This window comes from Acidimicrobiales bacterium (assembly GCA_040219515.1).
Lineage (GTDB): Bacteria > Actinomycetota > Acidimicrobiia > Acidimicrobiales > Aldehydirespiratoraceae > JAJRXC01.
This window is the reverse complement of sequence record JAVJSI010000012.1, coordinates 221305-246770: the sequence shown is the minus strand read 5'-3', so window position 1 is coordinate 246770 and position 25466 is coordinate 221305. Positions and strand designations below refer to the sequence as shown.

The 25466-nt window shown below is 68.2% G+C and carries 26 protein-coding genes and 1 tRNA gene; 17 read left to right on the top strand and 10 right to left on the bottom strand.

Annotated features, from left to right (window positions below; genetic code table 11):
- Nucleotide 1: 1 nt before the first annotated feature.
- The 8 genes from RIB98_12020 (at nt 2) to RIB98_11985 (ending at nt 6425) form a co-directional block, all read left to right on the top strand.
- Nucleotides 2-610 (top strand): hypothetical protein, encoded by a 609-nt coding sequence (locus RIB98_12020; protein MEQ8841698.1) that lies wholly within the window; start codon nt 2-4, stop codon nt 608-610.
- The gene (locus RIB98_12015; GenBank protein MEQ8841697.1) at nt 611-1210 is read left to right on the top strand and encodes a hypothetical protein; all 600 of its coding nucleotides are present in this window, start codon (nt 611-613) and stop codon (nt 1208-1210) included.
- A gap of 19 nt (nt 1211-1229) precedes the next feature.
- Nucleotides 1230-2570, top strand: a complete 1341-nt coding sequence (locus RIB98_12010; protein ID MEQ8841696.1) for a TrkH family potassium uptake protein — start codon at nt 1230-1232, stop codon at nt 2568-2570.
- Nucleotides 2570-3226, top strand: coding sequence for a TrkA family potassium uptake protein (locus tag RIB98_12005; protein MEQ8841695.1), 657 nt, complete (start codon nt 2570-2572; stop codon nt 3224-3226). The genes RIB98_12010 and RIB98_12005 overlap by 1 nt, the downstream gene beginning before the upstream one ends.
- Nucleotides 3223-4038 (top strand): hypothetical protein, encoded by an 816-nt coding sequence (locus tag RIB98_12000; GenBank protein ID MEQ8841694.1) that lies wholly within the window; start codon nt 3223-3225, stop codon nt 4036-4038. The genes RIB98_12005 and RIB98_12000 overlap by 4 nt, the downstream gene beginning before the upstream one ends.
- A 43-nt stretch (nt 4039-4081) precedes the next feature.
- Nucleotides 4082-4912 (top strand): SDR family NAD(P)-dependent oxidoreductase, encoded by an 831-nt coding sequence (locus RIB98_11995; GenBank protein MEQ8841693.1) that lies wholly within the window; start codon nt 4082-4084, stop codon nt 4910-4912.
- Nucleotides 4913-4987: 75 nt separating this feature from the next.
- Nucleotides 4988-6217 (top strand): cytochrome P450, encoded by a 1230-nt coding sequence (locus tag RIB98_11990; protein ID MEQ8841692.1) that lies wholly within the window; start codon nt 4988-4990, stop codon nt 6215-6217.
- A gap of 10 nt (nt 6218-6227) precedes the next feature.
- Nucleotides 6228-6425, top strand: a complete 198-nt coding sequence (locus tag RIB98_11985; protein ID MEQ8841691.1) for a ferredoxin — start codon at nt 6228-6230, stop codon at nt 6423-6425.
- A 15-nt stretch (nt 6426-6440) separates the two neighbouring features.
- Here RIB98_11985 and RIB98_11980 read toward each other — a convergent pair whose 3' ends face one another.
- Together RIB98_11980 and RIB98_11975 are read right to left on the bottom strand one after the other, a co-directional pair.
- A complete protein-coding gene (locus RIB98_11980) occupies nt 6441-9878 on the bottom strand; it encodes a PQQ-binding-like beta-propeller repeat protein (GenBank protein MEQ8841690.1) in 3438 nt (1145 codons plus the stop codon).
- Nucleotides 9879-9917: 39 nt separating this feature from the next.
- Nucleotides 9918-10247, bottom strand: coding sequence for a glyoxalase superfamily protein (locus RIB98_11975; GenBank protein MEQ8841689.1), 330 nt, complete (start codon nt 10245-10247; stop codon nt 9918-9920).
- 56 nt (nt 10248-10303) lie between these two features.
- Here RIB98_11975 and RIB98_11970 point away from each other — a divergent pair, with 56 nt between their 5' ends.
- Genes RIB98_11970 through RIB98_11960 form a run of 3 tightly spaced genes read left to right on the top strand, consistent with a single transcriptional unit; the run spans nt 10304 to nt 12868 of the window.
- Entirely contained in the window at nt 10304-10957 is a 654-nt protein-coding gene (locus RIB98_11970; GenBank protein MEQ8841688.1) for an acyltransferase, read from the top strand.
- A gap of 44 nt (nt 10958-11001) precedes the next feature.
- A complete protein-coding gene (locus tag RIB98_11965; protein ID MEQ8841687.1) occupies nt 11002-12039 on the top strand; it encodes a hypothetical protein in 1038 nt (345 codons plus the stop codon).
- A 16-nt stretch (nt 12040-12055) separates the two neighbouring features.
- Entirely contained in the window at nt 12056-12868 is an 813-nt protein-coding gene (locus RIB98_11960) for a phytanoyl-CoA dioxygenase family protein (protein ID MEQ8841686.1), read from the top strand.
- A 71-nt stretch (nt 12869-12939) separates the two neighbouring features.
- Here the strand turns inward: RIB98_11960 and RIB98_11955 are convergent, their stop codons facing one another.
- Both RIB98_11955 and RIB98_11950 read right to left on the bottom strand, forming a co-directional pair.
- Nucleotides 12940-14286 carry an acyl-CoA dehydrogenase family protein gene (locus RIB98_11955; protein MEQ8841685.1) on the bottom strand — a complete coding sequence of 449 codons (1347 nt, stop codon included), beginning with the start codon at nt 14284-14286 and terminating at the stop codon, nt 12940-12942.
- Nucleotides 14287-14397: 111 nt separating this feature from the next.
- Complete coding sequence (locus tag RIB98_11950; protein MEQ8841684.1) at nt 14398-14814, bottom strand: septum formation family protein; 417 nt, start codon at nt 14812-14814, stop codon at nt 14398-14400.
- A 138-nt stretch (nt 14815-14952) separates the two neighbouring features.
- On the opposite strand from RIB98_11950, the gene RIB98_11945 reads away from it, so the two are divergent.
- Nucleotides 14953-15026: transfer RNA gene (locus tag RIB98_11945), tRNA-Ala, on the top strand.
- 63 nt (nt 15027-15089) lie between these two features.
- On the opposite strand, the gene RIB98_11940 is transcribed toward RIB98_11945, so the two are convergent.
- On the bottom strand, nt 15090-16118 hold the full coding sequence (locus RIB98_11940) for a glycosyltransferase family 4 protein (GenBank protein ID MEQ8841683.1): 1029 nt from the start codon (nt 16116-16118) through the stop codon (nt 15090-15092).
- A 202-nt stretch (nt 16119-16320) separates the two neighbouring features.
- On the opposite strand from RIB98_11940, the gene RIB98_11935 reads away from it, so the two are divergent.
- From RIB98_11935 to RIB98_11925, 3 genes are read left to right on the top strand one after another with little or no spacing between them, the layout of a single operon-like run.
- Nucleotides 16321-17475 carry a glycosyltransferase gene (locus RIB98_11935; protein ID MEQ8841682.1) on the top strand — a complete coding sequence of 385 codons (1155 nt, stop codon included), beginning with the start codon at nt 16321-16323 and terminating at the stop codon, nt 17473-17475.
- A complete protein-coding gene (locus RIB98_11930; GenBank protein ID MEQ8841681.1) occupies nt 17472-18482 on the top strand; it encodes a hypothetical protein in 1011 nt (336 codons plus the stop codon). The genes RIB98_11935 and RIB98_11930 overlap by 4 nt, the downstream gene beginning before the upstream one ends.
- Nucleotides 18479-19636, top strand: coding sequence for a cellulase family glycosylhydrolase (locus RIB98_11925; GenBank protein ID MEQ8841680.1), 1158 nt, complete (start codon nt 18479-18481; stop codon nt 19634-19636). The genes RIB98_11930 and RIB98_11925 overlap by 4 nt, the downstream gene beginning before the upstream one ends.
- Here RIB98_11925 and RIB98_11920 read toward each other — a convergent pair.
- Nucleotides 19614-21086: a glycoside hydrolase family 130 protein gene (locus RIB98_11920; protein MEQ8841679.1), complete on the bottom strand. Its 1473-nt coding sequence runs from the start codon at nt 21084-21086 to the stop codon at nt 19614-19616. The genes RIB98_11925 and RIB98_11920 overlap by 23 nt on opposite strands.
- Nucleotides 21087-21201: 115 nt before the next feature.
- Complete coding sequence (locus tag RIB98_11915; GenBank protein MEQ8841678.1) at nt 21202-21513, bottom strand: DUF971 domain-containing protein; 312 nt, start codon at nt 21511-21513, stop codon at nt 21202-21204.
- An 80-nt stretch (nt 21514-21593) separates the two neighbouring features.
- On the opposite strand from RIB98_11915, the gene RIB98_11910 reads away from it, so the two are divergent.
- Nucleotides 21594-22520 carry a cysteine synthase family protein gene (locus tag RIB98_11910; protein MEQ8841677.1) on the top strand — a complete coding sequence of 309 codons (927 nt, stop codon included), beginning with the start codon at nt 21594-21596 and terminating at the stop codon, nt 22518-22520.
- A 3-nt stretch (nt 22521-22523) separates the two neighbouring features.
- Here the strand turns inward: RIB98_11910 and RIB98_11905 are convergent, their stop codons facing one another.
- Together RIB98_11905 and RIB98_11900 are read right to left on the bottom strand one after the other, a co-directional pair.
- Entirely contained in the window at nt 22524-23231 is a 708-nt protein-coding gene (locus RIB98_11905; GenBank protein ID MEQ8841676.1) for a hypothetical protein, read from the bottom strand.
- Nucleotides 23232-23306: 75 nt separating this feature from the next.
- Nucleotides 23307-23693, bottom strand: coding sequence for a YchJ family metal-binding protein (locus tag RIB98_11900; protein ID MEQ8841675.1), 387 nt, complete (start codon nt 23691-23693; stop codon nt 23307-23309).
- A 42-nt stretch (nt 23694-23735) separates the two neighbouring features.
- On the opposite strand from RIB98_11900, the gene RIB98_11895 reads away from it, so the two are divergent.
- Nucleotides 23736-24626, top strand: coding sequence for a putative capsular polysaccharide synthesis family protein (locus RIB98_11895; protein MEQ8841674.1), 891 nt, complete (start codon nt 23736-23738; stop codon nt 24624-24626).
- Nucleotide 24627: 1 nt separating this feature from the next.
- On the opposite strand, the gene RIB98_11890 is transcribed toward RIB98_11895, so the two are convergent.
- Complete coding sequence (locus RIB98_11890) at nt 24628-25401, bottom strand: adenylate/guanylate cyclase domain-containing protein (GenBank protein ID MEQ8841673.1); 774 nt, start codon at nt 25399-25401, stop codon at nt 24628-24630.
- Nucleotides 25402-25466: the final 65 nt, after the last annotated feature.

The window sequence follows — 25466 nt, the reverse complement described above, 5'->3', positions numbered from 1 at the left end:
GTTGCGGTTCGCCCGTCTGCTGCTGGCAGCCATGGTGTTCAGCACCGTCTTCGTGTGGTCGACGCCCGGGGCCGGTGCCTGCAGCTGCGCCGAGAGCACCGACCAGCAGGCATTCGAGCAGGCCGATGTCGTTTTCGAAGGCACGGTCGCCGCGGAGCAGGTCGACCTCGATCTTGCGGTCATCGACTTCGACGTCTCCGGCGTCTTCAAGGGCGACGCCCGCCAGACTCAGTCGATCTACACCGACGGTCAGGCGAGCGATTGCACCCCGACCACGAACATCGGCGGTACCTATTTCGTGTTCGCCGACGTCATCGACGGCACCGAGGACACCCCCGGCTACCCGATCGGTGATCTCCGGGCAGGCCTGTGCGGCGGCACGCGTCCCGCCGGAAACACAGCCCTCGATCTCGACCCGCCGGTCGACGCCGTGGCCCCGATCGCCGACGCGCCGACGACCACCACCACGCTCGTCGCGCCCACCAACGCGACCGAGGAACTCGCCGAGCCGTTCACCGGCGGCGGCGTGTTCGTGATCGGCTTCATCGTCGTCGGCATCGTCGGCGCCTTCATTGCGTCGCGTGTCGCCAAACGAAGCCGGGAGACCTAGATGCACCGATTGCTGCCCCTGTCGTTCGTGTTCGCCATCGTCCTGTCGACGACGGTGCTGGCCTCGGCCTCCCCGGCCGGCGCATGTCAGTGCGATCCCTTCGACGACGACACCGCTTTCGAGGTCGCCGACGCCGTGTTCATCGGCCAGGTCGAGCGATTGCACGAGGCCCGCGACGGCGGGTCCGGCTACGAGGTGGCGCTGTTCGAGGTGAGCGACGTGTTCAAGGGCGACGTCGTCCGCGAGCAGGGCATCGCCACCTACCTCGCGGACGAGTGCGGCAACGGCGGTTTCGTCGCCGGCGAGGCCTACCTCGTCTATGCGAGCCTCGATGTCGGCGATGGCCCCGCGCTCGAAGACGGGTTCCTCCTGGCGGGGCCGTGTTCCAGCGCCAAGCCCTTGGCCGAGATCGACGACGTCGCCCTTCCGAGTGCCGTCGCTCCGGCCGACGCCGGCCCACCCACGGCCGCGCAGATCCAGGACCAGCTCGGCGATCCGCGTTCGTCGTTGTTCCCCGAGGCACTGATCTTCGTGGGCGTGCTCGGGTTCATCCTCGGATTGGCTGCGTGGTTTTCGCGCAAGGGCCGACCGGCCATCTGACCGACCGTAGGATCCCTCCGTGCCCCGCCCCGTCGCCGCACGACCGCCGCAGGTCGTCGCCGCCTCGTTCATCGTCCTGATCACCGTCGGCACGGTCCTGCTCATGCTGCCGTTCGCATCACACGACGGATCGGTGGGTTTCGTCGAGGCCTTCTTCACCTCGACCAGCGCCGTGTGCGTCACCGGTCTCGCGGTCGTCGACACCGGGTCGGATTTCACCGCCTTCGGTCAAGCGGTGATCCTGACGTTGTTCCAGCTGGGCGGGCTCGGGTTGCTGACCATCGGCACCCTGCTCGCCCTCGCGACCGGTCGCCGCCTCGGCGTCGGCACCCGCCACGTGGTGAAGGAGCAACTCAGCGTCACCGATCTCGGGGGTGTGCTGACCCATCTCCGCGCGGTAGCCGTGCTCGTGGTCGTGGCCGAATCGATCGGCGCCCTGGTCCTGTGGTTGCGCTTCTCGACGACAGAGACGACGGATGCCGGCCTCTGGTCGGCCGTGTTCCACAGCGTCAGCGCCTTCAACAACGCGGGCTTCTCGCTCAACACCGACAGCCTCGTGGCCTACGTCAGTGATCCGGTCGTGAACCTCACGATCGCGGGACTGATCGTGGTTGGTGGCCTGGGGTTCGTCGTCACGTCCGACGTGCTCAAGTGGCTCCTCAACCGCGGGAGTCGCCGCCGATCACTCGCACTGCACACGAAGATCGCACTCGTGAGCACCTTCTTTCTCACGGCTGCCGGCACGACGCTGATCCTGATGGTCGAATGGGCGAACCCGGCGACGCTCGGTCCCCTCGACACGGGCGGCAGACTTCTCGCGTCGCTCTTTCAGTCGGTCACCCCCCGCACGGCGGGGTTCAACACCCTGGACTACGGCGAGATGACCACGGCCGGACTCCTGGTGACCATGTTGCTGATGTTCATCGGCGGCAACCCCGGGTCGACGGCGGGCGGCGTCAGGACGGTCACGGTCTTCGTTCTCGTCGCGTCGGTCTGGTCGGTCATCCGTGGGCGCCGCGAGGCCACCGCATTCGGCCGCACCATCAGTTCGACAACCCAGATCAGGGCTGCCTCCATCGTGGTGGTGGCCGCACTGACCGGAGGCGCCGCCGTCACCCTGCTCGCAGTGTTCGAACCCGACATCGAGCTCGGCGCGCTGCTGTTCGAGACGATCTCCGCGCTCGGCACGGTGGGCCTCTCGACCGGGATAACACCAGAGCTGGGAACGCCTGCCAGACTGGTCCTCATCGCTGTCATGTACCTCGGCCGGGTCGGCCTTCTCTCCTTCGCCATCGCCCTGATCGACCCGGGTCCCTCCCAGCGCGTTCGGCGACCGGCCGAAGATGTGGTGGTCGGCTGATGAGCGGGCAGTTCATGGTCATCGGCATCGGCCGCTTCGGGGCGGCGGTCGCCCGGACGCTGCACGACCTCGGACACGATGTCATCGCGGTCGACATCGACGAGGGCGAGATCCAGCAGGTCATGGACGATGTCACCCACGCCGCTGTGCTCGACGCCACCGACGAGGTCGCCCTGGCCCAGATCGGGGTCGACGAGGTCGACACCGTCATCGTCGCCATCGGCGACAACCTCGAGGCCAGCATCCTGGCGACGGTCAACGCAAAGGCCGCGGGGGCGAAGTATGTGATCAGCAAGGCAAACGACGCCACGGCCGCGCGCGTGCTCGCGAGCGTCGGTGCCGATGAGATCGTGCGCCCGGAGCACGACATGGGCCGACGACTCGCGCAACAACTGGCCTCGCCGAACGAGATCGGCACGCTCGACGTCGGCCCCGACCACGCCATCGTCGAGCTCGAGGTACGCGACCGCCTGCGGGGATCTCTGGCCAAGATCGCACTCACCGAACGATTCCACGTCGAGGTGCTCGCCGTGCACCACGACCGTGAGGTGGTCGTGCACCCCGAACCCGAGGACGAGGTGGAGCCGGGCGACCGCATCGTTGTCATCGGCCGCACCGAGGACCTGGCGGCCCTCCGGCGACACTTGGGCCAGTGAGAACTCGGCTGCAACGGCGCGCACCGGCGACGGTCGCGTGCCTGGCGTTGGTCTTCGGCGGTCTGGTGATCGATCTCAGCACGCCTCAGCAGGTCGTGGTCGCGATCATCTACAACATCCCGATCGTGCTGTCGGCTGCGTTCCTGTCTCGCCGGCTCACGTCGCTCACACTCGCCGCGTCGCTCGGGGCGACGGTCGCCGCCGGTTACATCAACGCGATCGCGTCGAACGACATCGACACCGCGACGGTGCTCAACCGATGCCTCGTTGCCTCGTCCCTCATCCTGGTGGGCGCGATGACGCTCCTGTTCGAGCGCCGATCCGCCGACGTGAAGACGCTGGAGGACGCCGTGGAGGCGACGAAGCTCGCCCACGCGCTTCGCCACCTTCTGGTCGCGCTCAGCGGGCCACTCGGCTTCGACGAGTTGATGTCCCGAGCGGTGGGCGAGGTCAGCGAGCTGCTGAAGGCCGACAACGTGGCCATCGTCGCCGTGGACGGCGACCGGTTCGCCCTGCCTCGTTGGAGCAGCACGCCTTACTCCGCTCTCGCGGAGCCGGGAACGATGGCCACGTGGGCGCTCGACGTGCTTCCGGCAAACGACGCTGCGGTCGTCACCACCCGCACCGACCGGGGCGCGACCACGCTGGGCAAGCTCAGCCGCCGCGACGGCCCGGACCTCATCGTCATCGCCGAACGACCACGCCAGAGCCAATCGTCGGATCTCCTCCGCGAAGCCCTCGGCGCGCTCTCTGCGGTCAGCGAGCGCGCCACCGAACTCCAGCGCCTTCGCCACCTCGCCGGCGAGGGGTGACGCGGCTTCACCTAACCTCGGGTCTCGATCTCAGGAGGCAGACATGCAGGATCTCGCCGACCGCACCGCGGTCATCACCGGAGCCGCCGGCGGCATCGGCCTCGCGCTCACCGAGCGCTTCGTCGCCGCAGGGATGTCGGTGGTCATGGCCGACATCGAGGAGGAGACCCTGGCCCGGGAGGCCACCCGGCTCGAGTCCGACGGCGCCCGCGTGCTCGGCGTGCTGACCGATGTTCGCGACAGCGATGCCGTGGAATCGCTGCGCGACCAGGCCCTGTCGGTCTTCGGTGCCGTACACCTCGTGTGCAACAACGCCGGCGTGGCGCCCGGCGGTCCGATGGCCGAGACCACGCCGGCCGACTGGCGCTGGGCCGTCGACGTCAACGTGCTCGGCGTGGCCTACGGCGTCACCGCCTTCGTTCCTCTGATGCTCGAACAGGGCGTCGGGCACATCGTCAACACCGCCAGCGAGGCCGGCCTGGTCACCAACGCCGCACTCGGTCTCTACTGCGCCACAAAACACGCAGTGGTCGGCATGAGCGAAGCGCTGTGGCGCGAGACCCATCCTCAGGGGGTGGGGGTCAGCGTGCTCTGCCCGAACCTGGTCGACACGAAGATCTTCGAGAGTGAACGCAACCGCACCGACGGTGTCGAGATGACGGCTGCGTCCGCCGCGACCATGGCGCCGCTGCGGGAGGTGATCAGCGTGGCCGGCATCGCCACGGCGACCGTCGCCGACCGGGTCCACGACGCCGTCGTGAACGACGAATTCTGGGTGCTCACCCACGAACTCACCCTTCCCGCAGCCGGCCGCCGCTTCGCCGACCTCGAAGCGGGCAGCCACCCGAGCGACCCCTACACCGGGCTCCTCTGAAAACCGTCAGATGTGGTGGACTTCTGCCGATGAGGGCTGGGTAGACTTACGGCGTAAATCCTCTGGGGAGTCCCGATGCCTGATGTCCCACGCCCACCGATCGCCGATTGGGCGACCGATTTCGACCACACGCACCCCGACTACGCTGCCGCGGCGCCCGAGATCTGGGACGAGCTGCGCGAGACCTGCCCGGTTGCGCACACCGAACGATTCGGTGGCGCCTGGCTGCCGACCCGCCACGAGGACGTCGCGGCCATCGCGAAGGACACCCACCACTTCACGTCGCAGGGCATCATCGTCACCGACTGGCGTCCCGAGGCCCCCCGCCCCATGGGCTACGCCCCGCCCATCACCTCGGATCCTCCGTTCCACGCGATCGCCCGCAAGTTCCTGCTCGAGTTCTTCTCGCCCAAGGCCATCGAAGGCTGGGAATCCACGGCTCGCGACACCTGCCGTGAGCTGATCGACGACATCAAGACCCGGGGCCTCGACACCGTCGACGCCGCCACCGAGTACGCCCAGCACATTCCCGTGAAGGTCATCGCCGACATGCTCGGCCTGCCCCGCGAGGACGGCGACAAGTTCCGCGTGTTCATCCACCGCATCATGGAGGAGCCCGGCCAGAACACCGTCGCATCGTGGGAGGACACCCTCGACTACTACCTCGACACCCGGGTCAAGGAGCGTCGAGAGAACCTGGGCGACGATCTGATCAGCTACCTGTGCACTGCCGACATCGATGGCATGGCCCTCCAGGACGAACACGTTCGCGGCACCATCGCGCTGTTGATCATCGCCGGCATCGACACCACCTGGTCGGGCATCGGCTCGAGCCTCTGGCACATGGCCCAGCACCCGGTCGACCGAAAGCGGTGGATCACCGACCCCGACGTGCGACCGTTCGCGCTCGAGGAGTTCCTGCGGTTCTACGCGCCGGTCACGATGGCCCGGCTCGTCGCCGAAGACGTCGAGGTCGGCGGCTGCCCGATGAAGGAAGGCGACTGGACCCTGCTGCCGTTCCCGGCCGCCAATCGCGACCCCGAGGCATTCGAGCATGCCGGGGAATTCATCATCGACCGCCAGCGCAATCGCCATACCGCGTTCGGGCTCGGGATCCATCGTTGCGTGGGCTCCAACCTGGCCCGTATGGAGATGCGCGTCGCCCTCGAAGAGTGGATGGACGCCTTCCCCGATTTCGAGCTCGCCGACGCCGGTGCCGTCACCTGGTCGACCGGCCAGGTCCGCGGACCCCGCTCGTTGCCCGTCCGTCTCGGCCCGGCCGCCGCGTCGACCGACGAGAACTAGGGTCACAGCTGTGAAGATCAAGTACGACCGCGACGCCTGCCAGGGCCACAACCGCTGCTACATGCTCGCCCCCGAGCTGTTCGACACCGACGACGAGGGCTACGCGATCCTGCTGGTCGACGGCGTCGTCCCGTCCGAACTCGAGGAGAAGGCGCAGCTCGCGGCGGACAACTGCCCCGAGTTCGCGATCGAGATCGTCGACGACTGAGCATCGGCTCGACGATCAGTCGTCGTCGATGATCAGCCCGATCCCGTAGCGACGACCGATCTCGACGCCGTCAGCGGCGGACAACTCGAACACCGCGTACTCGAGGCGTTCGCGTGTCGCGTCGTCGACCAACTCGACCTCGATCCAGCCGACCCTGGCCCCAGACGGAATCCGTACCGACCCGGCCGCACTGACGAGGTCGGATCCGACCTCCGCGCTGCCCTTGCGGTACTCCCAGGTCATCTCGACGTCGCTCCCGCTGATGCCGGAGAGCCGGACGGGGATCCGCAGCGTGCCGTCGCCTTCCCTCGCGAGCCCGTTGCCGATGCGGCCCGCAGGCGGCGGATCATCGTCGATGACCCGAACGAACCCGAGGCCCCAGTACCCACCCATCGACGCGTTGACGGGCTTTCCCACCGCGACCACTCCGATCTCGTCGACCTCATCGAGTTCATCGCCGTCGAGCTCCACATCGATGAAGGTCTCGGTCTCACCCGGGGAGAACACGACGGTGCCCGACGCGCTGACGATCTCGCCGGGCGAGAGATCGCCGACGTCGATCACCGACCACGACGCCGTCACCTCGAGTGCCGATGGGAAGGACAGCGACACCGGAATGCGTGCCGTGGTCGGACCTTCGCCTTCGGCGACCTCGACGAATCCGGGCACCACCTTCGGAAGCGGCCCCGGGCACCCGGGCGCGCCCTGCACGCAGAGAGCGACGATGTCGGCGGGGGTGTCCGCCGCGAAATCGCCCGGGCTCGACCCTCCGCTCGACCGGGACCCGATCCCCGAGCCCACCACGATCGTGCCGTCGACGACGGCGGCGCCCGAAGAGATACCCGAGAAAGTCGCAGAGTTGCCGACGACCTCGTCGAACAGCAGGCTGCCGTCGTCGGCATCGAACATCCGCAGGTGAGGGCTGACGACGCTTCCCACGATCACGACCCCGGGCACCGCACTCGTGGGCGCGTAGCTGGCATCACCGGCGGGGAAGACCTCCTCGGCGTGCTGCCAGACCACCGCGCCGGTGTCGAGGTCCAGCGCGTGAACGGTCGGACGCTGTGGGGAGAACACGTCGAAGCCCGGGGCCGTGGAGAAGACCACGCGTCGGCGGTCCTCGTCGACCGCGGCGGTGGCGATGATCCCGCCGATCGCGCCGCCGGGCACGACGTTGGTCTCCCAGTACGGCAGATCACGGGGGCTGTCGTCGTTCCAACTCCGCCCGGTCGTCTCGTTGACGCCGTCGCGATCGAGGACGTAGTACGTGCCGTCCTTGCCGCCGATGCCGACGACATCCACCAACGCGCCGCCGACCTCGATCGAGAAGAGGTTCGGGGCGGCACCGAAGGCGAGGTCGTCGTTGTCGACTTCACGTGGTCGCCAGCGCCAGAGCGGCGACCCGTCGACCCCGATGGCGACGAGGGCTTCGTCGTAGGCGGGCATGATCGGCGTGGGCGCCGGCGTGGCGGGGTCGAGATCCGTGTCGCAATTGCTCGTTCCGAAGTAGAGCGCCTCGCGGATCGGGTCGTAGGCGGGCGACGACCACACGTTGCCGCAGCCGGTGGGGCCTCGATCGAAGTCGCACCCGGGGCGTGACGACAAGAACCCGGTCGGCAGACCGAGTTCGGCTTCGGAGTGGTAGCCGTCGAAACGGCGGATGTCGTCGCTCGGATCGGCCCGACAGGTCATGCCCGTCTCGACGTCGAAGTACCAGACGAGCGAACCGTCCCGAACGTCGACGGCGTAGAAGCCGCCCTTTCCGGTCGCCACATCGTTCACGTCCATGCCGAAGTAGGCGGTGTTGTGGGCCACGATCGGCGTCGACTCGATCTGGTTGCGTTCACCCGAGAAGCCACAGAGTCCCGGCGGCAGTCCCGTCGCGGGATCGACGCAACCGGTGCCGGCGGTGAACCGCCACTCCTCTGCACCGGTGGCCGCATCGATCCCGTAGAGATTCTCACCGGCCCCGACGATGACGAGCGTGGTTTGGCCGACCGTCGCCAGCGTGGTCGAACCCGCGGCCGGGAACGACGCGCCCGGCTGCTCGTCCCATGCGAAGCGCCAGACTTCGGCGCCGGTGGCCCAGTCGATCGCGTAGATGAACCCGTCCCACGACGACACGAACACGATGCGCCGGCTCGAACCGTCGGTCATCGCGACGTCGGCCACCGACGGCGACGCGGTGACGACGGCATCGGCCGGGAATCGCCAGCGTTCCACGAGCCGCCCGACCGATTCCGCGGTGAGCCACTGCTCGTCAGCGTTGAAGAACTGACGGTCGGGCCCGCCGGCGTGCGTCGGCCACGGACCGATCTCGACCTCTGGTGTCTCGAGGTCACCGGGGCCGATGCCGAGCCCGTCGGGAAAGGCCAGTCCGTCGCGCACGATCTCCGGATCGAGGGGTTCGCCGTCGAGATCGAAACGAATCCGACGCACCTTGCCGTCGGGGCCCGGCCCGACGTCGGGAAGCGAACCGCGCAGATCGAGATCGGCGTAGTAGAGCGTGCCATCGGAGCCCACGGCGAGTCCCTGGGGGTGTCCGGTCGAAATCGGCAACGCGGTCTCGTCGGTGAGGAGGATCATTCGAACGAGCGAACCGTCGGGCGCGTACTCGGCGATGTTGCCGGTCAGCACGCTCCCGGCGTAGATGTTGCCATTCGGGGCGACGGCCAGGCCCGAGAACGTCAGCATGCCGTCGCCCGGGGACGCGAAGGTCTCCCGTTGAACGGTGTCGGCCACCGGAGCCCCGGTCGAGTCAGCCCCACCGCACCCGCCCGCCGGCGTCGCCGCGGTCGGGAAGGGCGGACTGAACCGTTCGATGGAGAGGCCCGACGACTGCGAGACGTAGACCCGGCCGTCGTGGTCGATCGTCACCGATCCGGCCGTGCCGAGATCGGTGGCGATCTTGCAGAAGGTGGGCGTGGGGCTGTCGATGTCGAACCACATCAGCAGCTGGCCGTTGGCGGTGCCGAACCCCTGGAAGCCGACTTCGCTGGTGAAGAGGGCGCCATCCGGCGCGAACTCGCAGCCGTGGGGCTCGGCGCCGGACTCGAAGTAGGTCGCCGTCAGCTTCGCCAGCTGCGCACCATCGGGAGAGAAGATGCCCCATCCGGCCGGCGGGTTCGGCTGGCCCGTGTCCTCGCCGAGCACGAATCGGCCCGACCCGTCGGGCAGGAAGCAGATCTCTCCGTTGACGTCGCGCCCGCCGGTGGGTTCATCGGCCGCGGTGTCCACGAGCACGTCCTGGGCGACATCGGCCGTGCCGATCGTGTCGATGTCGAACCGTCGCAGACGGTTGCCCTCGGTGGCGTAGAGAAGCTCCTCCTCCGCCTCCGCCGGTGTGGGCGCAGCCGGCGGGGTGTCCTCCGCAGCGACGCTACCGATCGAGATCAGTGACCCGCCGAGCGCGAGCACCAGTCCGACTGCGCCGCTCCGTGACCGAACCCCCATCGTGCAACGGTAGTTCCTGTCGCCCCTCACCGATAGTGGTCAGACCGGCGTGCCGATCCGCAGACGGTTGCCGTCCGGGTCACGGAGCTCGATCTCACGGGCCCAGGGCTGCGTCTCGACGGTGACACCGAATTCGTCGGCGATGACATCGACATCGTCGACATAGAAGTAGACGAGCGTGTCGGGTCTCGCGTCGCCGGTGTGTTCCGACAGGTGCAGATGTACCCCGTTGCGGGCCAGGAACATGTAGCACGGGAGGTCGGGCGCGAAGCGGTGTTCACCGATCACGGTGAATCCCAACCGCTGATACCACTCGGCTGCCGCCGCGGCATCGGCGACACGGAACACGGGCACCAGTTCCTCGGCCATGGGCTGACGGTAGCTGCAGCCGGGGCCCGGAGCCGGCGCTGGCCTAGTGTCCGACGATGTCGCTCATGTCCGCTGCGCCGGTCGTCCTGCTTCGCCGACGGATGCGCCGGATCGCCGGCGAGGCCGTGCACCGCGGCTGGCGAGTCGTGCAGTCGACGGGTGGGATCCATCCCGGGTCGGCCCGCAGCGATCGCTTCGGCGCGATCGGCGAGGGCAGTGTGATCGCCTTTCCGATGTCCGCCCTGGTCGGACCCGGCCAGATCCACATCGGAGCCGGCACCATGATCGCCCCCTACGCCACACTCAGCGCCGGCTACCCGGGCTCGGAGCATCTGACCCCGGCACGGGCGTTGGTCATCGGTGACCGCTGCGTGATCGGCATCCGCTGCGGCATCACCGCCCACGAGTCGATCGAGATCGGCGACGACGTGTGGTTCGGTCAGGACGTGTTCGTGACCGATGCCAACCACGGGATGGACGATCCGGACACGCCGATCGGTCGACAGCTGGGTGACCACCGTCCCGTACGCATCGGCGACGGCAGCTGGATCGGTCATGGCGCGGTCGTGCTGCCCGGGGTCACGATCGGGCGCAATGCGGTGATCGCAGCGGGCGCGGTCGTCAACCAGGACGTGCCCGCGCACTGCGTCGCCGGTGGGGTGCCGGCCAAGGTCATCAAGCGGATCGGCGGCCGGGCCGACGGCGACTAGCGCGAATCCGTCGCGGCTGCGGCGCGTCACCTACGCTCGGCGTCGTGCGCATCCACAAGTTCAGCTCCACCGACGCGTTCGTCGCCATCGACCTCGAGACCGCCGAGGCGTCGTCGGGTCCGGTCCGCTGGGCCCGCAAGGTGCTCCAGGGTGGCGCGCAGGACCTCGCTCGCTCGCAGACCTACACCTACGCGATCCTCGGCATGAAGCGAGGCGGCGCGTCAGCCGGCATCAGCGCCGAATGGCCCGATCGCGCCGACGCGGTCAGCGCCTTCGCCACCGAGTGTGCCGAGCTCGTGGCCGCCGGCACGTATCTCCCCGACGCGGCCAAGGGTGTCGAGGAGAGCGATCTCGCAGCGCTGCGTGAGGCCGACGAACGCGACACCGGTCGCCTCGCCGGCGACAGCCCGAACTTCGCCGACCGCTGCGAGGGATTGAGCGCCGCGGTGACGGCGCACCATGCGGCATCCGGTCTCAGCGGAAAGTCCGTGGCGATCGAGGGGTTCGCCGAGAACGGCGGCGCGCTCGCCGCTGCGGTCATCGAACGCGGCGGGGTGGTCTCGGCCATCGCCACCGCCACGGGCACCGTGACGAAATCCGGCGGGTTCGCCGCCGACGACCTGATCGACGGATGGCGCGCCAAGGGCGCCGACATGGTCGAGGACCTGGGGGAGGTCGGCCACCCGATGTCCATCTTCGGCAGCGGCGCACAGGTGTGGTTCGTCGGCTCCAAGATGGGGGTGGTCGACCATGAGGTCGCGGCCCAGATCGGCGAAGCCAGCGCTGTCGTGGCCTCGGGTCGAGTGGCACTCACCGCCCGGGCGCTGGCCGTACTGGGCCGATCGGGTGTCGCCGTGCCTGCCGACTTCGTGTCGCTGGCCGGGTCGACGCTGGCACTGTGGGGCGACGCCAACCGCAGCGAGGCCGAGATCCTCGCCGGCATCGTCGAGGACATCGGCGACCTCACCGCCGAGTTCAAGACCCACGACGACGGTCCGTTCCTCGCCGCGTGCTATGAGGCCGAGACATTCCTGTCGACGTGGCAGGAATCGCTCCCCTTCGGCCGCCCGCTGGCCCCCTGACCCCTGCCCCGGGTCGATGCCTCTCCCGGCGCTGGACCAGCCTCACGAACTCGATCCGTCGGTCGTCGCGGAGTTCACCGAACGCGGGCACTGCTGTGTGCGGGCTCTGGCAGACGAGCAGGAGTGTGCCGCGTACCTGCCGGAGATCCAGGCGGGCGTCGACCGTTGGCACCCGGCGCCCACGCCGATCGAGGAGCGCGACACCTACGGCAAGGCGTTCTTGCAGGCGGTGGCGCTCCGGTCGGTCCACGAACCCGTTCGCGGTTTCGTCGAATCGCCGCGGTTCGCCCGCGTCGCCGCCGAGCTGATGGGCGTCGACGGTGTCCGTCTCTACCACGACCAAGCGCTCTTCAAGGAGCCCGGTGGCGGTCGCACACCGTGGCACCAGGACCAGAACTACTGGCCGCTCGACACCGATGACATCGTCACCATGTGGATGCCGCTCGTCGATCTCGACCCGGCCGTCGGGTCGATGATCTTCGTCGATGGCTCCCATCTCGATGGCAATGTGGGTGCCGGCGAGATCTCCGACGCCAGCGACGAGGCGGTCCAACGGTCGATCGACGCCGGTGGCCGATCGACCACGACCCACGGCGCGCTCAGGGCCGGCGACGCGACATTCCATCGCGGCTGGACGATCCACTCGGCCGGGCCCAACCCCACCGACCGGATGCGACCGGTGATGACCGTCATTTGGTTCGCCGACGGCGCTCGCGTCACCGCACCCGACAGCCCCGAGCAGGAGTTCGATCTGCGCACCTGGCTGGGCGGCCTGTCCCCCGGCTTCCTGGCCACGAGCGAGGGCAACCCTCGCCTCTGGCCGACCTGACCTCGCCGGATGCTCGACAGACGAACCGCAACGGGCGAACCGCAACGGGGGTCTGACCCCAAAAGGCCTGGTCAGGAGGGGCCGGAGAAGTTGAAGGAGTTGTCGTCGTCCCAGGCTTCGGTGAGGGCGGGGTCGGCGTGTGAGGTGGGGTTCAAGGGGATCTCGAGGCCGTCGTAGGACGACAGCTCGGCGCGGCCGACGACCATCCAGTGGACCTCGTCGGGACCGTCGGCGAGGCGGATGGTGCGCTGGCTGGCGTACATCCCGGCCAGCGGCGTCCACTGCGACACCCCGGTGGCACCGTGCATCTGGATCGCCTGGTCGATGATCTTGCAGACCCGCTCGGGGACCATCGCCTTGATCGCCGAGATCCAGATCCGGGCCTCCTGGTTCCCCAGCGTGTCCATCGTCTTCGCGGCGCGCAGCACCATCATCCGCATCGCTTCGATCTCGGCTCGGGCCCGCCCGATGATCTCGGTGTTGCCTCCGAGCTTCGCGATCGGCTTTCCGAACGCCTCTCGGGTGAGGCCGCGACGACACATGAGGTCGAGCGCCTTCTCGGCCGCGCCGATGCCGCGCATGCAGTGATGGATCCGACCGGGGCCGAGCCGCAGCTGGGAGATGGCGAACCCCTCACCCTCGTCCCACAGGATGTTGCTGGCCGGCACCCGCACGTCGGTCAGCCGGATGTGCATGTGGCCGTGAGGGGCATCGTCTTGACCGAAGACGTGCATCGGCCCGAGGATCTCGAGACCGGGCGTGTCCATGGGCACGAGGATCTGCGACTGGCGGCGGTGCGGCGGGCCGTCCGGGCTCGTCTGACACATCAGGATCATGATCTTGCAGCGGGGGTCGCCGGCGCCGGAGATGTAGTACTTCTCGCCGTTGATGAGGTACTCGTCGCCGTCGCGCTCCGCTTGGCATCGCACGTTCTTCGCGTCGGACGAAGCCACGCCGGGCTCGGTCATCGCGAAGCAGCTGCGGATCTCACCGTTGAGCAGCGGTTCGAGCCACTGTTCCTTCTGCTCGGGAGTGCCGACGCGCTCGATCACCTCCATGTTGCCGGTGTCGGGGGCCGAGCAGTTGAGCGACTCGGACCCGAGCGGGTACTTGCCGAGTTCCACGGCGAGGTAGGCGTAGTCGAGGTTGGACAGCCCCTGGCCGGTGTCGGGCAGGAAGAAGTTCCACAGCCCGCGTGACTTCGCTTCGTCCTTCGCTCCCTCGAGCAACTCCAGTTGGCGGTCGGTGTAGGACCAGCGATCGGCACGGCCCTCGCCGGCCTTGGCGAACTCACGCTGCATCGGCTCGACGACGGTCTCCAAGAACTCGACGACCTGCTCGAAGAAGGGTCGACTCTCCTCGGACATCCGCAGATCGAAGTCGTCCATCGAGTTGGTCTTGAGCGCACGTGAATCCATGGCGGCGATACTGCCACCTTCCTGACCACGGCGACCATCGGACGGCACGTGGAAGGACGACCGGATGCCGGGCAGCGCCCGCGGGCGGTCGGGATCAGCTGACCGTCGGGACTATCGGTTGGAGCCGAGCACCGAGCCGGCGACCTGGAGGAGCTCGTTCGACTCGTCGAACTCCGCCGAGTAACAGATGACCTCGCGGTCGCCGTTGTCGAACCCTTCGGCGCTCGGGGTGATCGCCGCGGCGAAGAGCTCCGAGTCGTCGTAGGGAATGCCGATCGCGTCCTCGAACCGTTCCCCGATGCAGCCCTGGGTCATGTCCTGCTGTGACGGCAGGGTGTCGCCGGCGACGTTCCACACTGCGAAGACCTCATGCTCGTGCGGCTCGGAACACTCGACGATCGAGACGTCGGAGAACTGGGTGTCCGTGATCGCACCGAAGCAGTCGCCGACCTCGAGCGAGAAGACGTTGCCCTCATCGGCACAGCCCGACGCGAAGAGTGTGAGGACGAGGCCGACGAGGGCGAGCATTGGTGCGCTTCATGAGGAACTCCGCTGGTGCGTGCGATCAGGTACGACGAACTGCCCCCCACGGTCGGTCACCGTCGTCGGGTTTTGATGGATACCTCGACCGTGCCCACTGATCGTGGCGCTAGCATCGGCTCGTTCGGGGCTGTAGCTCAGTTGGCTAGAGCACCTGCTTTGCAAGCAGGGGGTCGTGGGTTCGATTCCCATCAGCTCCACTGAAACCCCGGCCGCCACGTCGTCCGAGGGGTGGCGGTCGGACCGAATCATCCGGTTCGTCGTCACGCTGTACCAGCATGGCCTGCGGGTCCGGGTGCGGCGAGTACCGATCGGTAGACGGCGACATAGGCGTCGACCATCGATGCCGAACTGAATCGGCGGACCGTCGACGCACGGATGGCGGCCCGGTCGAGGGCGCCGACCCGCTCGATGGCCGCCAGAGCCCCTTCGGCGTCGGGCACGATGAACCCGGTCTGGGCATCGTCGATCAGCTCGGGCATCGATCCCCGGTCGTAGGCAATGACCGGCGTGCCGCACGCCATGGCTTCGACGACGCTGAAGCCGAACGGTTCGTCGAAGTCGATGAGATGGAGCAGGGCATGCGCGCCACCGAGGACACGAGCGCGGTTGTCGGCGCCGACGGGACCGAGGAACCGGACGGACTCGCCGTCGATGTGGGGGGCGACCTCTTCGTCGAAGTAGCGCTGGTCCTGGATGATCCCTGCGATGACGAGTGGACGATTCGCTCGTCGGGCCACGGCGATCGCCTCGGCCGTGCCCTTGTCGGGGTGGATCCGCCCGAAGAAGAGCAGGTGGTCTCGCGGATCGGGATCGACGGCGAACGCCTCGGTATCGATGCCGTGGTGAATCGTCGCCGCGTAGTGCAGCCGCGGTTGACGGTCGGCGTCGCTGATCGCGACATAGGTGGTGGTCGAGTCGTAGCGCTCGTACACGTCCACGATCCGTTCCGAGGAGAAGCCGTGGATCGTCGTGACGACGGGGGTGTCGACGAGGCCGCTGTAGGTGAGCGGCAGGAAGTCGAACCCGTTGTGGATGATGTCGAAATCGTCGGCGCGCTCGAAGACGTCGGCGATGTGGACACACTCGGCGACCTTGGGATCGATGTCGTCAGCTTCGGACCACCCGGTGCGGGCCGTGGCTCGGAGCCGACCACGCGTGAGTGAATCTGCAGTGGCGAACAGCGTCACGTCATGGCCGAGCGCGACCAGGCCCTCGGTGAGGATCGAGGCGAAGAGCTCCCACGGACCGTAGTGACGTGGCGGGGTGCGCCAGGCAATCGGCGAGAGCACCGCGAGACGAAGAGCCGGCAGAGCGGCGGAGGTATCGGAATCGGTGACAAGGCCGACGGTACCGACTGCGATCGCGGAACGTGTCGGGGTAGAGTGACGTCACCTCTTGGAAGAGTGTGCCCCGCTTGGGCTGGACGGCCATCTCGGCTTGTCGCCCTCCGCAGGCCCGGCTTCTTGACCGAGCCGACATCGGAGGTCAACCATGCCCAGCTCCCCCCCGGGCCCCCGCAGTTTCGGGATTCTCTCGACGTTTCCCCCGACCGAGTGCGGCATCGCCACCTTCTCCGCGGCGCTGGCCGCCGGCGTCATCGCCAACGGCGGCACCGTCGATGTCGTTCGCTGCGGTGCCACCCCGAAGCTGGAGGATGCATCGGTGATCGGCACCCTCGACGTGGACGGATCGAGCGGCTTCGCGGCGCCGGTCGAGGTGCTCAACGCCACCGACGTGGCGATCATCCAGCACGAATACGGCCTGTACGGCGGACCGGACGGCAGCGACCTCCTCGACACCTTGGCCGGGGTGGTCGTGCCGATGATCGTCGTGGCCCACACGGTGCTGAGCACGCCCACCGCCAACCAGAAGTTCGTCCTCGAACAAGCCTGCGAGCGAGCCGATGCCGTCGTGGTGATGACCGAGACTGCTCGGATCCGCCTGGACGCGTGCTTCGACGTCGACGCGTCGAAGGTAACGGTGATCCCCCACGGCGCCGCCACCCCGCCGGCCGACGCGCCGACAGCACGTTCGGCGTCGGCGACCCGAGCACCACGTCTGCTGACCTGGGGTCTCCTCGGTCCCGGCAAGGGCATCGAGTGGGCCATCGACGCGGTCGCCGACCTCGTCGACCTCACACCCCCTCCCCGCTATGTCATCGCCGGGGCGACCCACCCGAAGGTGCTCGCCCAGTCGGGCCAGTCCTATCGGCAGATGCTGATCGACCGTGCCGACGCCTCCGCCGCCGCGCCCTACATCTCCTTCGACGACACCTATCGCGACCTGGCGTCGCTCACCGAACTCATCCGCTCCGCCGATGTGGTCGTGCTGCCCTACGACTCGAGAGATCAGGTCACGTCCGGTGTCCTGGTCGACGCGGTCGCCGCCGGCCGGCCGGTCGTGTCGACGGCATTCCCCCACGCCGTCGAGCTGCTCGCCAGTGGCGCCGGCATCGTGGTGCCCCAGGGCGACGCCGGCGCGATGTCGGCCGCGATCCGATCCGTGCTGACCGATCCGGACCGTGCAGCCTCGATGGCGGCCGAGGCCCGGCGTCTGGCACCCGAGCTGAGCTGGACCGCGGTCGCCGGCCGCTACGACGCTCTGGCCACGCGGCTGCTGGCCGAGAGCCAGACGGTCGAACCGTGACGGCGTCGCGGTTCGACCACCTCCTGGCGATGAGCGACCGGATCGGTCTGTTCGAACATGCCGAGTTCCACGTGCCGAGGCGAGAGCACGGCTACTGCACCGACGACGTCGCCCGCCTCCTCGTCGTCGTCGCCCGAGAGCCGGAACCCGACGGACCGGTCCTCGAGCTCGGCCGCACCGCCCTGCGATTTCTCTCCGACGCCCAGGGAACCGACGGCAAGGTCCGCAACCGACGTGACGCCGACGGCGGCTGGTTCGGTCCGTACTCGGTCGAGGACTGCTGGGGCCGAAGCCTCTGGGCCTTCGGATCTGCGGCCCGGTACACGTCCGAGGGGTGGCTACGGCAGAGCGCCCAGGCCTACTTCGACCACGGCATCCAACAACGTTCGCCGTCGCCACGGTCGATGGCCTTCGCCGCGCTGGGCGCGGCCGAGGTGCTGGCCATCGACCCCTCCCACGACGAAGCCCGACACCTGTTGCACGACGTCGTCGACGTGATCGGTTCCCCCGCCGAGGACCCCCTCTGGCCGTGGCCCGAACCACGACTCCACTATGCGAACGCGGTGCTGGCCGAGGCGTTGCTCGCCGCCGGCCATCTCCTCGGCCGACCTCGCGTCCTCGAGGACGGGGTCACGATGCTGCGATGGCTACTTCGCCGGGAAACGGTGGATGGACACCTCTCCCCCACGCCGGTCGGCGGCGCCGGGCCCACGGACTCGGCGCCCGCATTCGACCAACAACCCATCGAGGTCGCAGCCATGGCCGACGCCTGTCGTCGGGCTCACGCGGTGACCGGCGCGGAGGAGTGGTTGCACGGCATCGACCTGGCGGCCCGATGGTTCGCCGGCGACAACGATGCCGCGACACCGATGTGGGATCCGCTGACCGGCGGTGGGTACGACGGCCTCCAGGCAACGGGAGCCAACCTGAACCAGGGGGCCGAGTCGACCCTCGCGTTGGTTTCCACTCTCCAGCATGCGGACCGCCTGGTCGCCGAGACCGTGTGACCTTTCCCGTCGGCGTCAACTACTGGCCGGCCCGCACGGCGATGGGCTGGTGGCGCCATTTCGATGCCACGGAAGTGCGCCGAGACTTCGCCCGTATCGGCGCCGCAGGGCTCGATTCGGTCAGGATCTTCCTGACCTGGGAGGACTTCCAGCCCAGCCCGACGATGGTGAACTCGGCGCAACTCCAGAACCTGGTGGACGTTGCAAACCTCGCGACGGACACCGGCCTGGCCCTGATGCCGACGCTGTTCACCGGCCACATGAGCGGGGCGAACTGGATCCCCGGCTGGGCGCTCGAACCCCGCGAGACGCCGCAACGCTTCCGGGTCGTCACCGAGGGGTCGACGTCGGCACGCACGCTGCGGAGCTGGTTCACCGACCCGGAGATCGTGGCCGCCCAGGCGCTGCTCGCCCGCGAAAGCGCACGCGCGCTCGCCGGACACCCCGCCCTGTGGGCCTGGGATCTCGGCAACGAGAACTCGAACTGCGTCGTCCCTCCCGATCGGGCTTCCGGTCGCGCCTGGCTCGAACAGATGACCGACGCGATTCGCGGGGCCGACGGAACCGCAGCGGTGACCATCGGGCTGCACATGGAGGACCTGGAGGAGGACCGCAGGATCGGTCCAGCCGAGGCGGCGGCGTACTGCGACTTCCTCACCATGCACGGCTATCCGATCTACGCACCATGGGCGGACGGGCCCACCGACGCACACCTCCTGGGTTTCCTGACCAGGGTGACCCGTTGGCTCGGCGGCGGCGCCGACGTCGTGTTCACCGAGTTCGGGATGACGACGTCTCTCGTGGACGAGGCGGCCGCGGCGGCCTTCACCGATCGAGCCCTGCGCGACCTTCAGATCGCCGGTGCGAAAGGGGCGATGCTCTGGTGCGCGAACGACTACGACCCGTCCATCTGGGACAGTCCCCCGCTCGACGACGCTGCCCACGAACGGTCATTCGGAATGTGGCGAGCCGACGGAACGCCAAAGCCCTCGGTGGCCGCGGTGACGAACTGTCCGCTCGACCTACCACCGGCGGAAGACACTGGCTGGTTGGACATCGAGCCTGATGAGTTCTACACGAACGACGGATCGCACCTGGCTCGGCTCTACCAGCGCTACCGCCGTGACGGCGCTACGGCTGGGTCAACCGGCTGAGGAGATCGTCAACCCGGACCGTCGCGATCCGGGCACCCACGTCGGCGAAGCCGTAGGGCAGGATCAGGCGATCGCCGACGATCATGCTGCCGCAGGAGTAGACGACGTTGGGCACGTAGCCCTCGCGTTCATCGTCCGCAGGTGTGAGAAGCGGTTCCTTCAGGTGCCCGATCACCCGACTGGGATCATCCAGATCGAGGAGCAACGCGCCGAGACTGTAGCGACGGAACGGACCGACCCCATGGGTGACGACGAGCCATCCCGCGTCGGTCTCCAGCGGTGATCCGCAGTTGCCCAACTGGATGAGCTCCCACGGCTGCTTGGGTTCCTGGATCTTGTCGGTCTCGTGCCAAACGCGGATGTCGGGCGACCGCATCAGGAAGTTGTTGACGTTGTCCTGCCGGCCGAGCGCCACGAACTCGCCGTCCAGCTTCCGGGGGAACAGCGCAATGCCCTTGTTCTGAGCGCATCGGCCTCGAAGGGTGGCGATCCGAAAGGTCGAGAAGTCGTCGGTTTCGATGAGCTGGGGCAGGATCTGGTGACCATCGAACGCGGTGTAGGTCCCGTAGTACACGACCCGTCCGTCGTCGTGTACGAACCTGACCAGGCGCACGTCTTCCATGCCGTGGCTCTCGGTCGGACCCCGCGGAAAGATCACCCGCTCGGAGATGTCGCTCGTCGGCGGAAACGCGATTCGATAGTTCGACGATGCGAGCCAGTGCAGGACATGACTCGTTTCCACCACCGTCGCATGGTCGACACCCTTCTCGAGGCGCCGAAGTGCGGCCGCCAATTCGGGCATGGCGAAACGCGAGCCCACGGCATCGAGGACCCCCCGCGCGAATGGGTTCATCGCACCGAGTTCGTACAGCTTCGTTTCGAAGAAGTCTTTGTTGTACTTCGTTTCCAATCGAGCCCCGGTCTCGGCGAACGGCCGGGCGGCGTCGACACGGATGTGGGAATCGGCGGCGATCACACCCGACCGGAACTCGATCGAAGAGATGTGACCTTCGCCGACCGCTCGGAGGCTCATGATGAATCGCGTCTCACCCGGCCCCAATCCCGCTTGGTCGGGGGCCGCGACCATCGACGGATTGCCGAGCGCGGCAGCCTCGATGGAGTACTCGTGCGAGAAGTACGCGCCGAGCAACAGCTCACGTTCGGCGGACAGAACGTCGGAGAGCCCGACCCGTTCGGCGGCGAGGTCGAAATTGGAGCGGAGAACAGCGTCGAGGTCGCGGTGACGACCAGCGAACTCCGCGAGGACCGAGCCGAGCGTGGACAGAACCGTCGGCTCGTCCATCGCAAGGATGCGCTCCACGACGACCTCGAAGCGTGATCTCCCGTCCGAGAGGACCTCGTCGCCGGGAAGGAAGGGCTTCGCGATCACGCGGCGGGCGTCGGGAGCCAAGAGGATGTCTGCACAGCGATGAACCGGGAGCGCACTCATCAGCGGATATCCCTCGATCGGTTGTGCTGTGACCCACCGCGTCGGTGGCAGATGACAACCGTACCGGTCACCCGACCGATGACGTGTCACGGACGCCGCAGAGAGGATCAGTGCTTCAGCGGCTCTGGTCTCGCTCGGACCACCGCCGGAGGGACTCGAAGGGGTAGATCCCCGTCGAATGACCGTCGTTCCAGGTGATGTTGAGGCCCCAACCACCGTGGAACCCGGCGTCGGAAATCGTCAACGGCTCTCCCGTTGCAGGGCCGACGGCCTCACCTCGCTCTCGCAGCGCTCGGCAGGTGGCACAGGGACAAGCGGTACGGAGTTCGCGCACGGTGAAGCTAGCGACATGGCCGTCGGCGTAGCGAGCGGTGATCCCCACCTCGCGGTCGACGTCGAGGTCGACGAGTTCGTAGCGTTGATCCACACCTGAGCCTGCCCGATTTCGGACCCGACGCGCGCTGGCGTCCCCGAGCGGGGTCGACGCGACCTGACTACGGTTCGCGCATGACCTCTCGCCCCGGTGCCCTCGCCGGCATCGGCAATACCCCGGTCGTGCAGCTCTCGACCTTCCCCGGTCCTGATGCCGCAGAGGTGTGGGTGAAGCTCGAGGCCGCCAACCCAACGGGCTCCTACAAGGACCGCATGGCACTGGCCATGATCGAGGGAGCCGAACGGCGCGGCGAACTCCAGCCCGGACAACCCGTCGTCGAGTACACGGGCGGCTCAACGGGTAGCTCGCTGGCCTTCGTGTGCAGCATCAAGGGCTACCCGATCCGCATCGTCTCATCGAACGTGTTCGCCGAGGAGAAGCTGACAACGATGCGCGCCTTCGGCGCCGACCTCGAGCTCATTCACAGCGACACGGGCATCCACCCCGAGCTCATCCCGCAGATGCAGGCCCGAGCCGCCGAGATCGTGCGCGACGAAGGGGCGTTTCCCACCGACCAGTTCAACAATCTCGACACACTCGACGGCTACCTCGAGATCGGCCGGGAACTGGTCGATCAGATCGACGGCGAGGTCCACGGCCTCGCCCTCTACGTGGGGGTGGGCGGCGCCTTCACGGGTACGGCTCGACCCCTCCGGGAGCGCTGGCCCGACGTGATCCGCACCGTGGTCGAACCAGCGGAGTCCGCCGTGATCGCCGGCGGACCGGCGGGAACCCACATGATCGAGGGCGGCGGCGTCGGCTTCGTCCCCGCACTCATCACTCCCGACAGCTACGACCGGACCGATGCGGTGAGCACCGCCGACGCGTTCGCAACGGCTCGTGAATTGGCTCGCACCGAGGGTGTGTGGACCGGGCCCAGCGGCGGCGCCAGCATCCTGGCCGCCACCCGTCTCGCCCGCGAGCTCGGGCCGAACCATCGAGTGGTGACCGTGCAGCCCGACTCGGGACTCAAGTACCTGAGCGGCGACCTCTATCGCTGAGTGTCAGAGGCCGATGATCGACGGTGAGATCGGGTTCTTGCCGCCGACCGATCCTCGACTCGACAACGGCCGGAACCCGAGAAACCCGCCGCCGGTCACGAAGGTGTGGCCGGTGGGATCCTTCTTCGGGTCGTAGTGCGCGGACGCCGCTGCTCCGTGGGCGCCCGACCTCATGTAGTCGATCGCCGCGTCGCCCGACTCCCAGACGGTGAGCGTGGCCACCAGCCGTTGTGGGATGTTCGACAGCGCCGTGCCCCAGAGTCCCGACGGCGTGTCGAGAAACTGGTCCTCGAGACCGCTGTTGACCCGCATGAACGGCACGAGGGTGCGGGCGTAGGCCGTGCCGATCGTGATCGCCACACTCGGTCCGTCACCCTCGTGCCCCTCGGCCGCCGCTTCCTGCGTCGAGGCCGCATCGAGTCCGGGCCACACGCCGACGGCGCGATGAAGCTCCATCCGCAGTTCCCAGCCGTCGGCGAACACCCGACCGCTGGGGTCGTCGGTGAGGAAACGGTCGAGGGCCGCCTCGTCGTCCCATCCGGCCAGCAGCACCTCGCGACGGAGCTGCGGCCGCGGCAGAACTCCTCGCGTGAACGGCGCGGCGATGCCATTGCGAGCGGAGCGCAGACCGGGGACATCACCGGCCTGCGGGGTGCGGCGTCGTAGTGCGGCGATCGGACTGGAGTCGACCACGTGCGCACTGAACAACATCGCGGAAGTCTCGTCGCGATCTTTCGGGGCTGCCACGTCGCGCGCTGTCCGCGCGAAGCCATTCCGCGCAAGCGATCAGGGGTCGGCGACCCCGTCGACGTAGACCCAGCGGCCCTCGTGACGCCGGAAGCTGCTCCGCTCGTGCAGCGACCCGGCCCGGCCGGCCGACTCGTAGTGGGCCCGGAACTCCACGATGCCGGTGGTCGCGAGTTCCCGACCGTTCACCGTGTCGATCACCTCCAGCCGAGTCCAGCGCCGCGAGCCGTCGAGGTCGATCCGCCGTGGCCGGGTCTCCGGCGCCCACGTTCGGAGGAGGTGGTCGACGTTGCCGATCGCGAACGCCGTGAACCGCGACCGCATGAGCTGCTCGGCGGTGGCAGCCGGTCGTTCCCCGTCGAGTATCGGTCGGCAACACCGGGCCTCAACGATTCCGCTGCCACAGCAGCACGGGGATTCGGCCATGGGCTGAACCTATCCGGGCGCCGCAGTAGAGTCCGCCGGGTGATGAGGCGGCCGATCGTGCACGGGGCCACGGGCGCGATCCGGCGGCTGCTCACCGGCACGGGCCTGGACCATCGTGTCTACGCCCTCCACCTGCGCCGCACGTACGGCGCTCGCCCGCTCGTCGTCTACTCCCTGCCGAAGGTGGGGTCGACCACATTGCTCCACACCGCCCGCGCCGGTGGCCGCGCCGCGCTGCCCGCCCATCGGCTATCGCCACGGGGCCGGGCGGCGGAGGCCACCCAACGGGAGATCCATCCGCCGACGCTTCGTTCGACCAAGGTCTGGCGAGCCGGCTACGGCGGTCTCTGGCGCAGCGAGTATCTCGCCCGGCGCTTCGCGTCGACGAGCCCGACGGATCCCAAATGGGAGATCGTGACGGGTGTACGCGATCCGGTCGCCCGGTCGATCTCGGCGTTCTTCCACGCCGGCGAGCGTTCCGACAACGTCGATCCGACCCTCGCCCCGGACGAGGTCGACCTCGACGAACTCCGCGCCCGCTGGGTCGCCACCTATTGGCGCGGCGCTTCCTTCGACTGGTTTTCCCAGGAGCTCGAGTCGACCACCGGCATCGACGTCTTCGCGACGCCCTTTCCCCACGCGGCAGGTCATGAGACCTACGCCAACGAGCGCTTCCGAGTCCTCCTCGTCCGCAATGAGGACATCGACCGGGTCGGGGCAGAGGCACTCGCTCGGTTCCTGGCAACCCCGCACCGCACGCCGCCGGCCAGCAACCGCTCCGATGACAAGCAGTACGGCGGCATCTACCGCCGATTCCTCGACACGCTCACGGTTCCCGACGAGATCCTCGACCATGCCTATGAGAGTCGGCTCGCCGCTCACTTCTACACGCCACAGGAGCGGTCCGCCTTTCGCCAGAAGTGGACGTCCTGACCTACTCGCGCCACTTGGCCGACAGGATGTGTCGCGGCCGGCCGACGCCCTTCAGCTCCACCAGTCCACGGTCGACGAAATCGGCCGCGTCGGCGCCGTCGGCCACCGACTCGGTCACGACGATCTCGTCGGGTGCCGCCACGTCGAGCAGGCGGGCGGCCACGTTGACGACCTGACCGAGCACGTCGTCGTCGCCGTGCACGGCCTCGCCGCGGTGGATGCCGATGCGCACCGGCGGCAGGGCCGACCCCAGCTCGCGCTGTTCCCGGCTGCGCCGCTGGATCTCGACCGCGCAGGCCAGCGCCGGTCCGGGCTCGCGGAACCGCACGAAGAACCCGTCACCCTGGGTGCCCACTTCTCTGCCACCGTGGATCTCGGTGAGCTCGCGCACGGTTCGTCGGTGGTCACGCACCAGCGTCGCCCATGCGGCGTCGCCCATCCGTTCGTTGGTTTCGGTGCTCCCCGACAGGTCGGTGAACATGGCGACGACGTGGCGATGTCCCGTCTTCGCCACCGCTCCGCGGCGCAGACCCCGGCGCGGTCGGCGACCGGGGATGAGCCGACCGAGCATCACCGCCAGGTGCATGGTGACGGCCGTGCCCCAGAGCAGCCACAGCCACACAGGCCAGAAGCTGAGCGTCAACGCGTCGCCGGGCGTGCGGGCGTAGCCCTTGAGATCGTCGACGGTTCCGTCGGTCAGCAGCACCCAGACCATCGAAACCGTGGAGCACACGGAGAGGTAGATGAGGGCGTGTGTCACCCAGCGACCGATCACCGCAGGAGTGTAGGTGAGCGCCCACGAGTCGCCCCAGGCAAATGTGGCACCCGTCACATTTGACG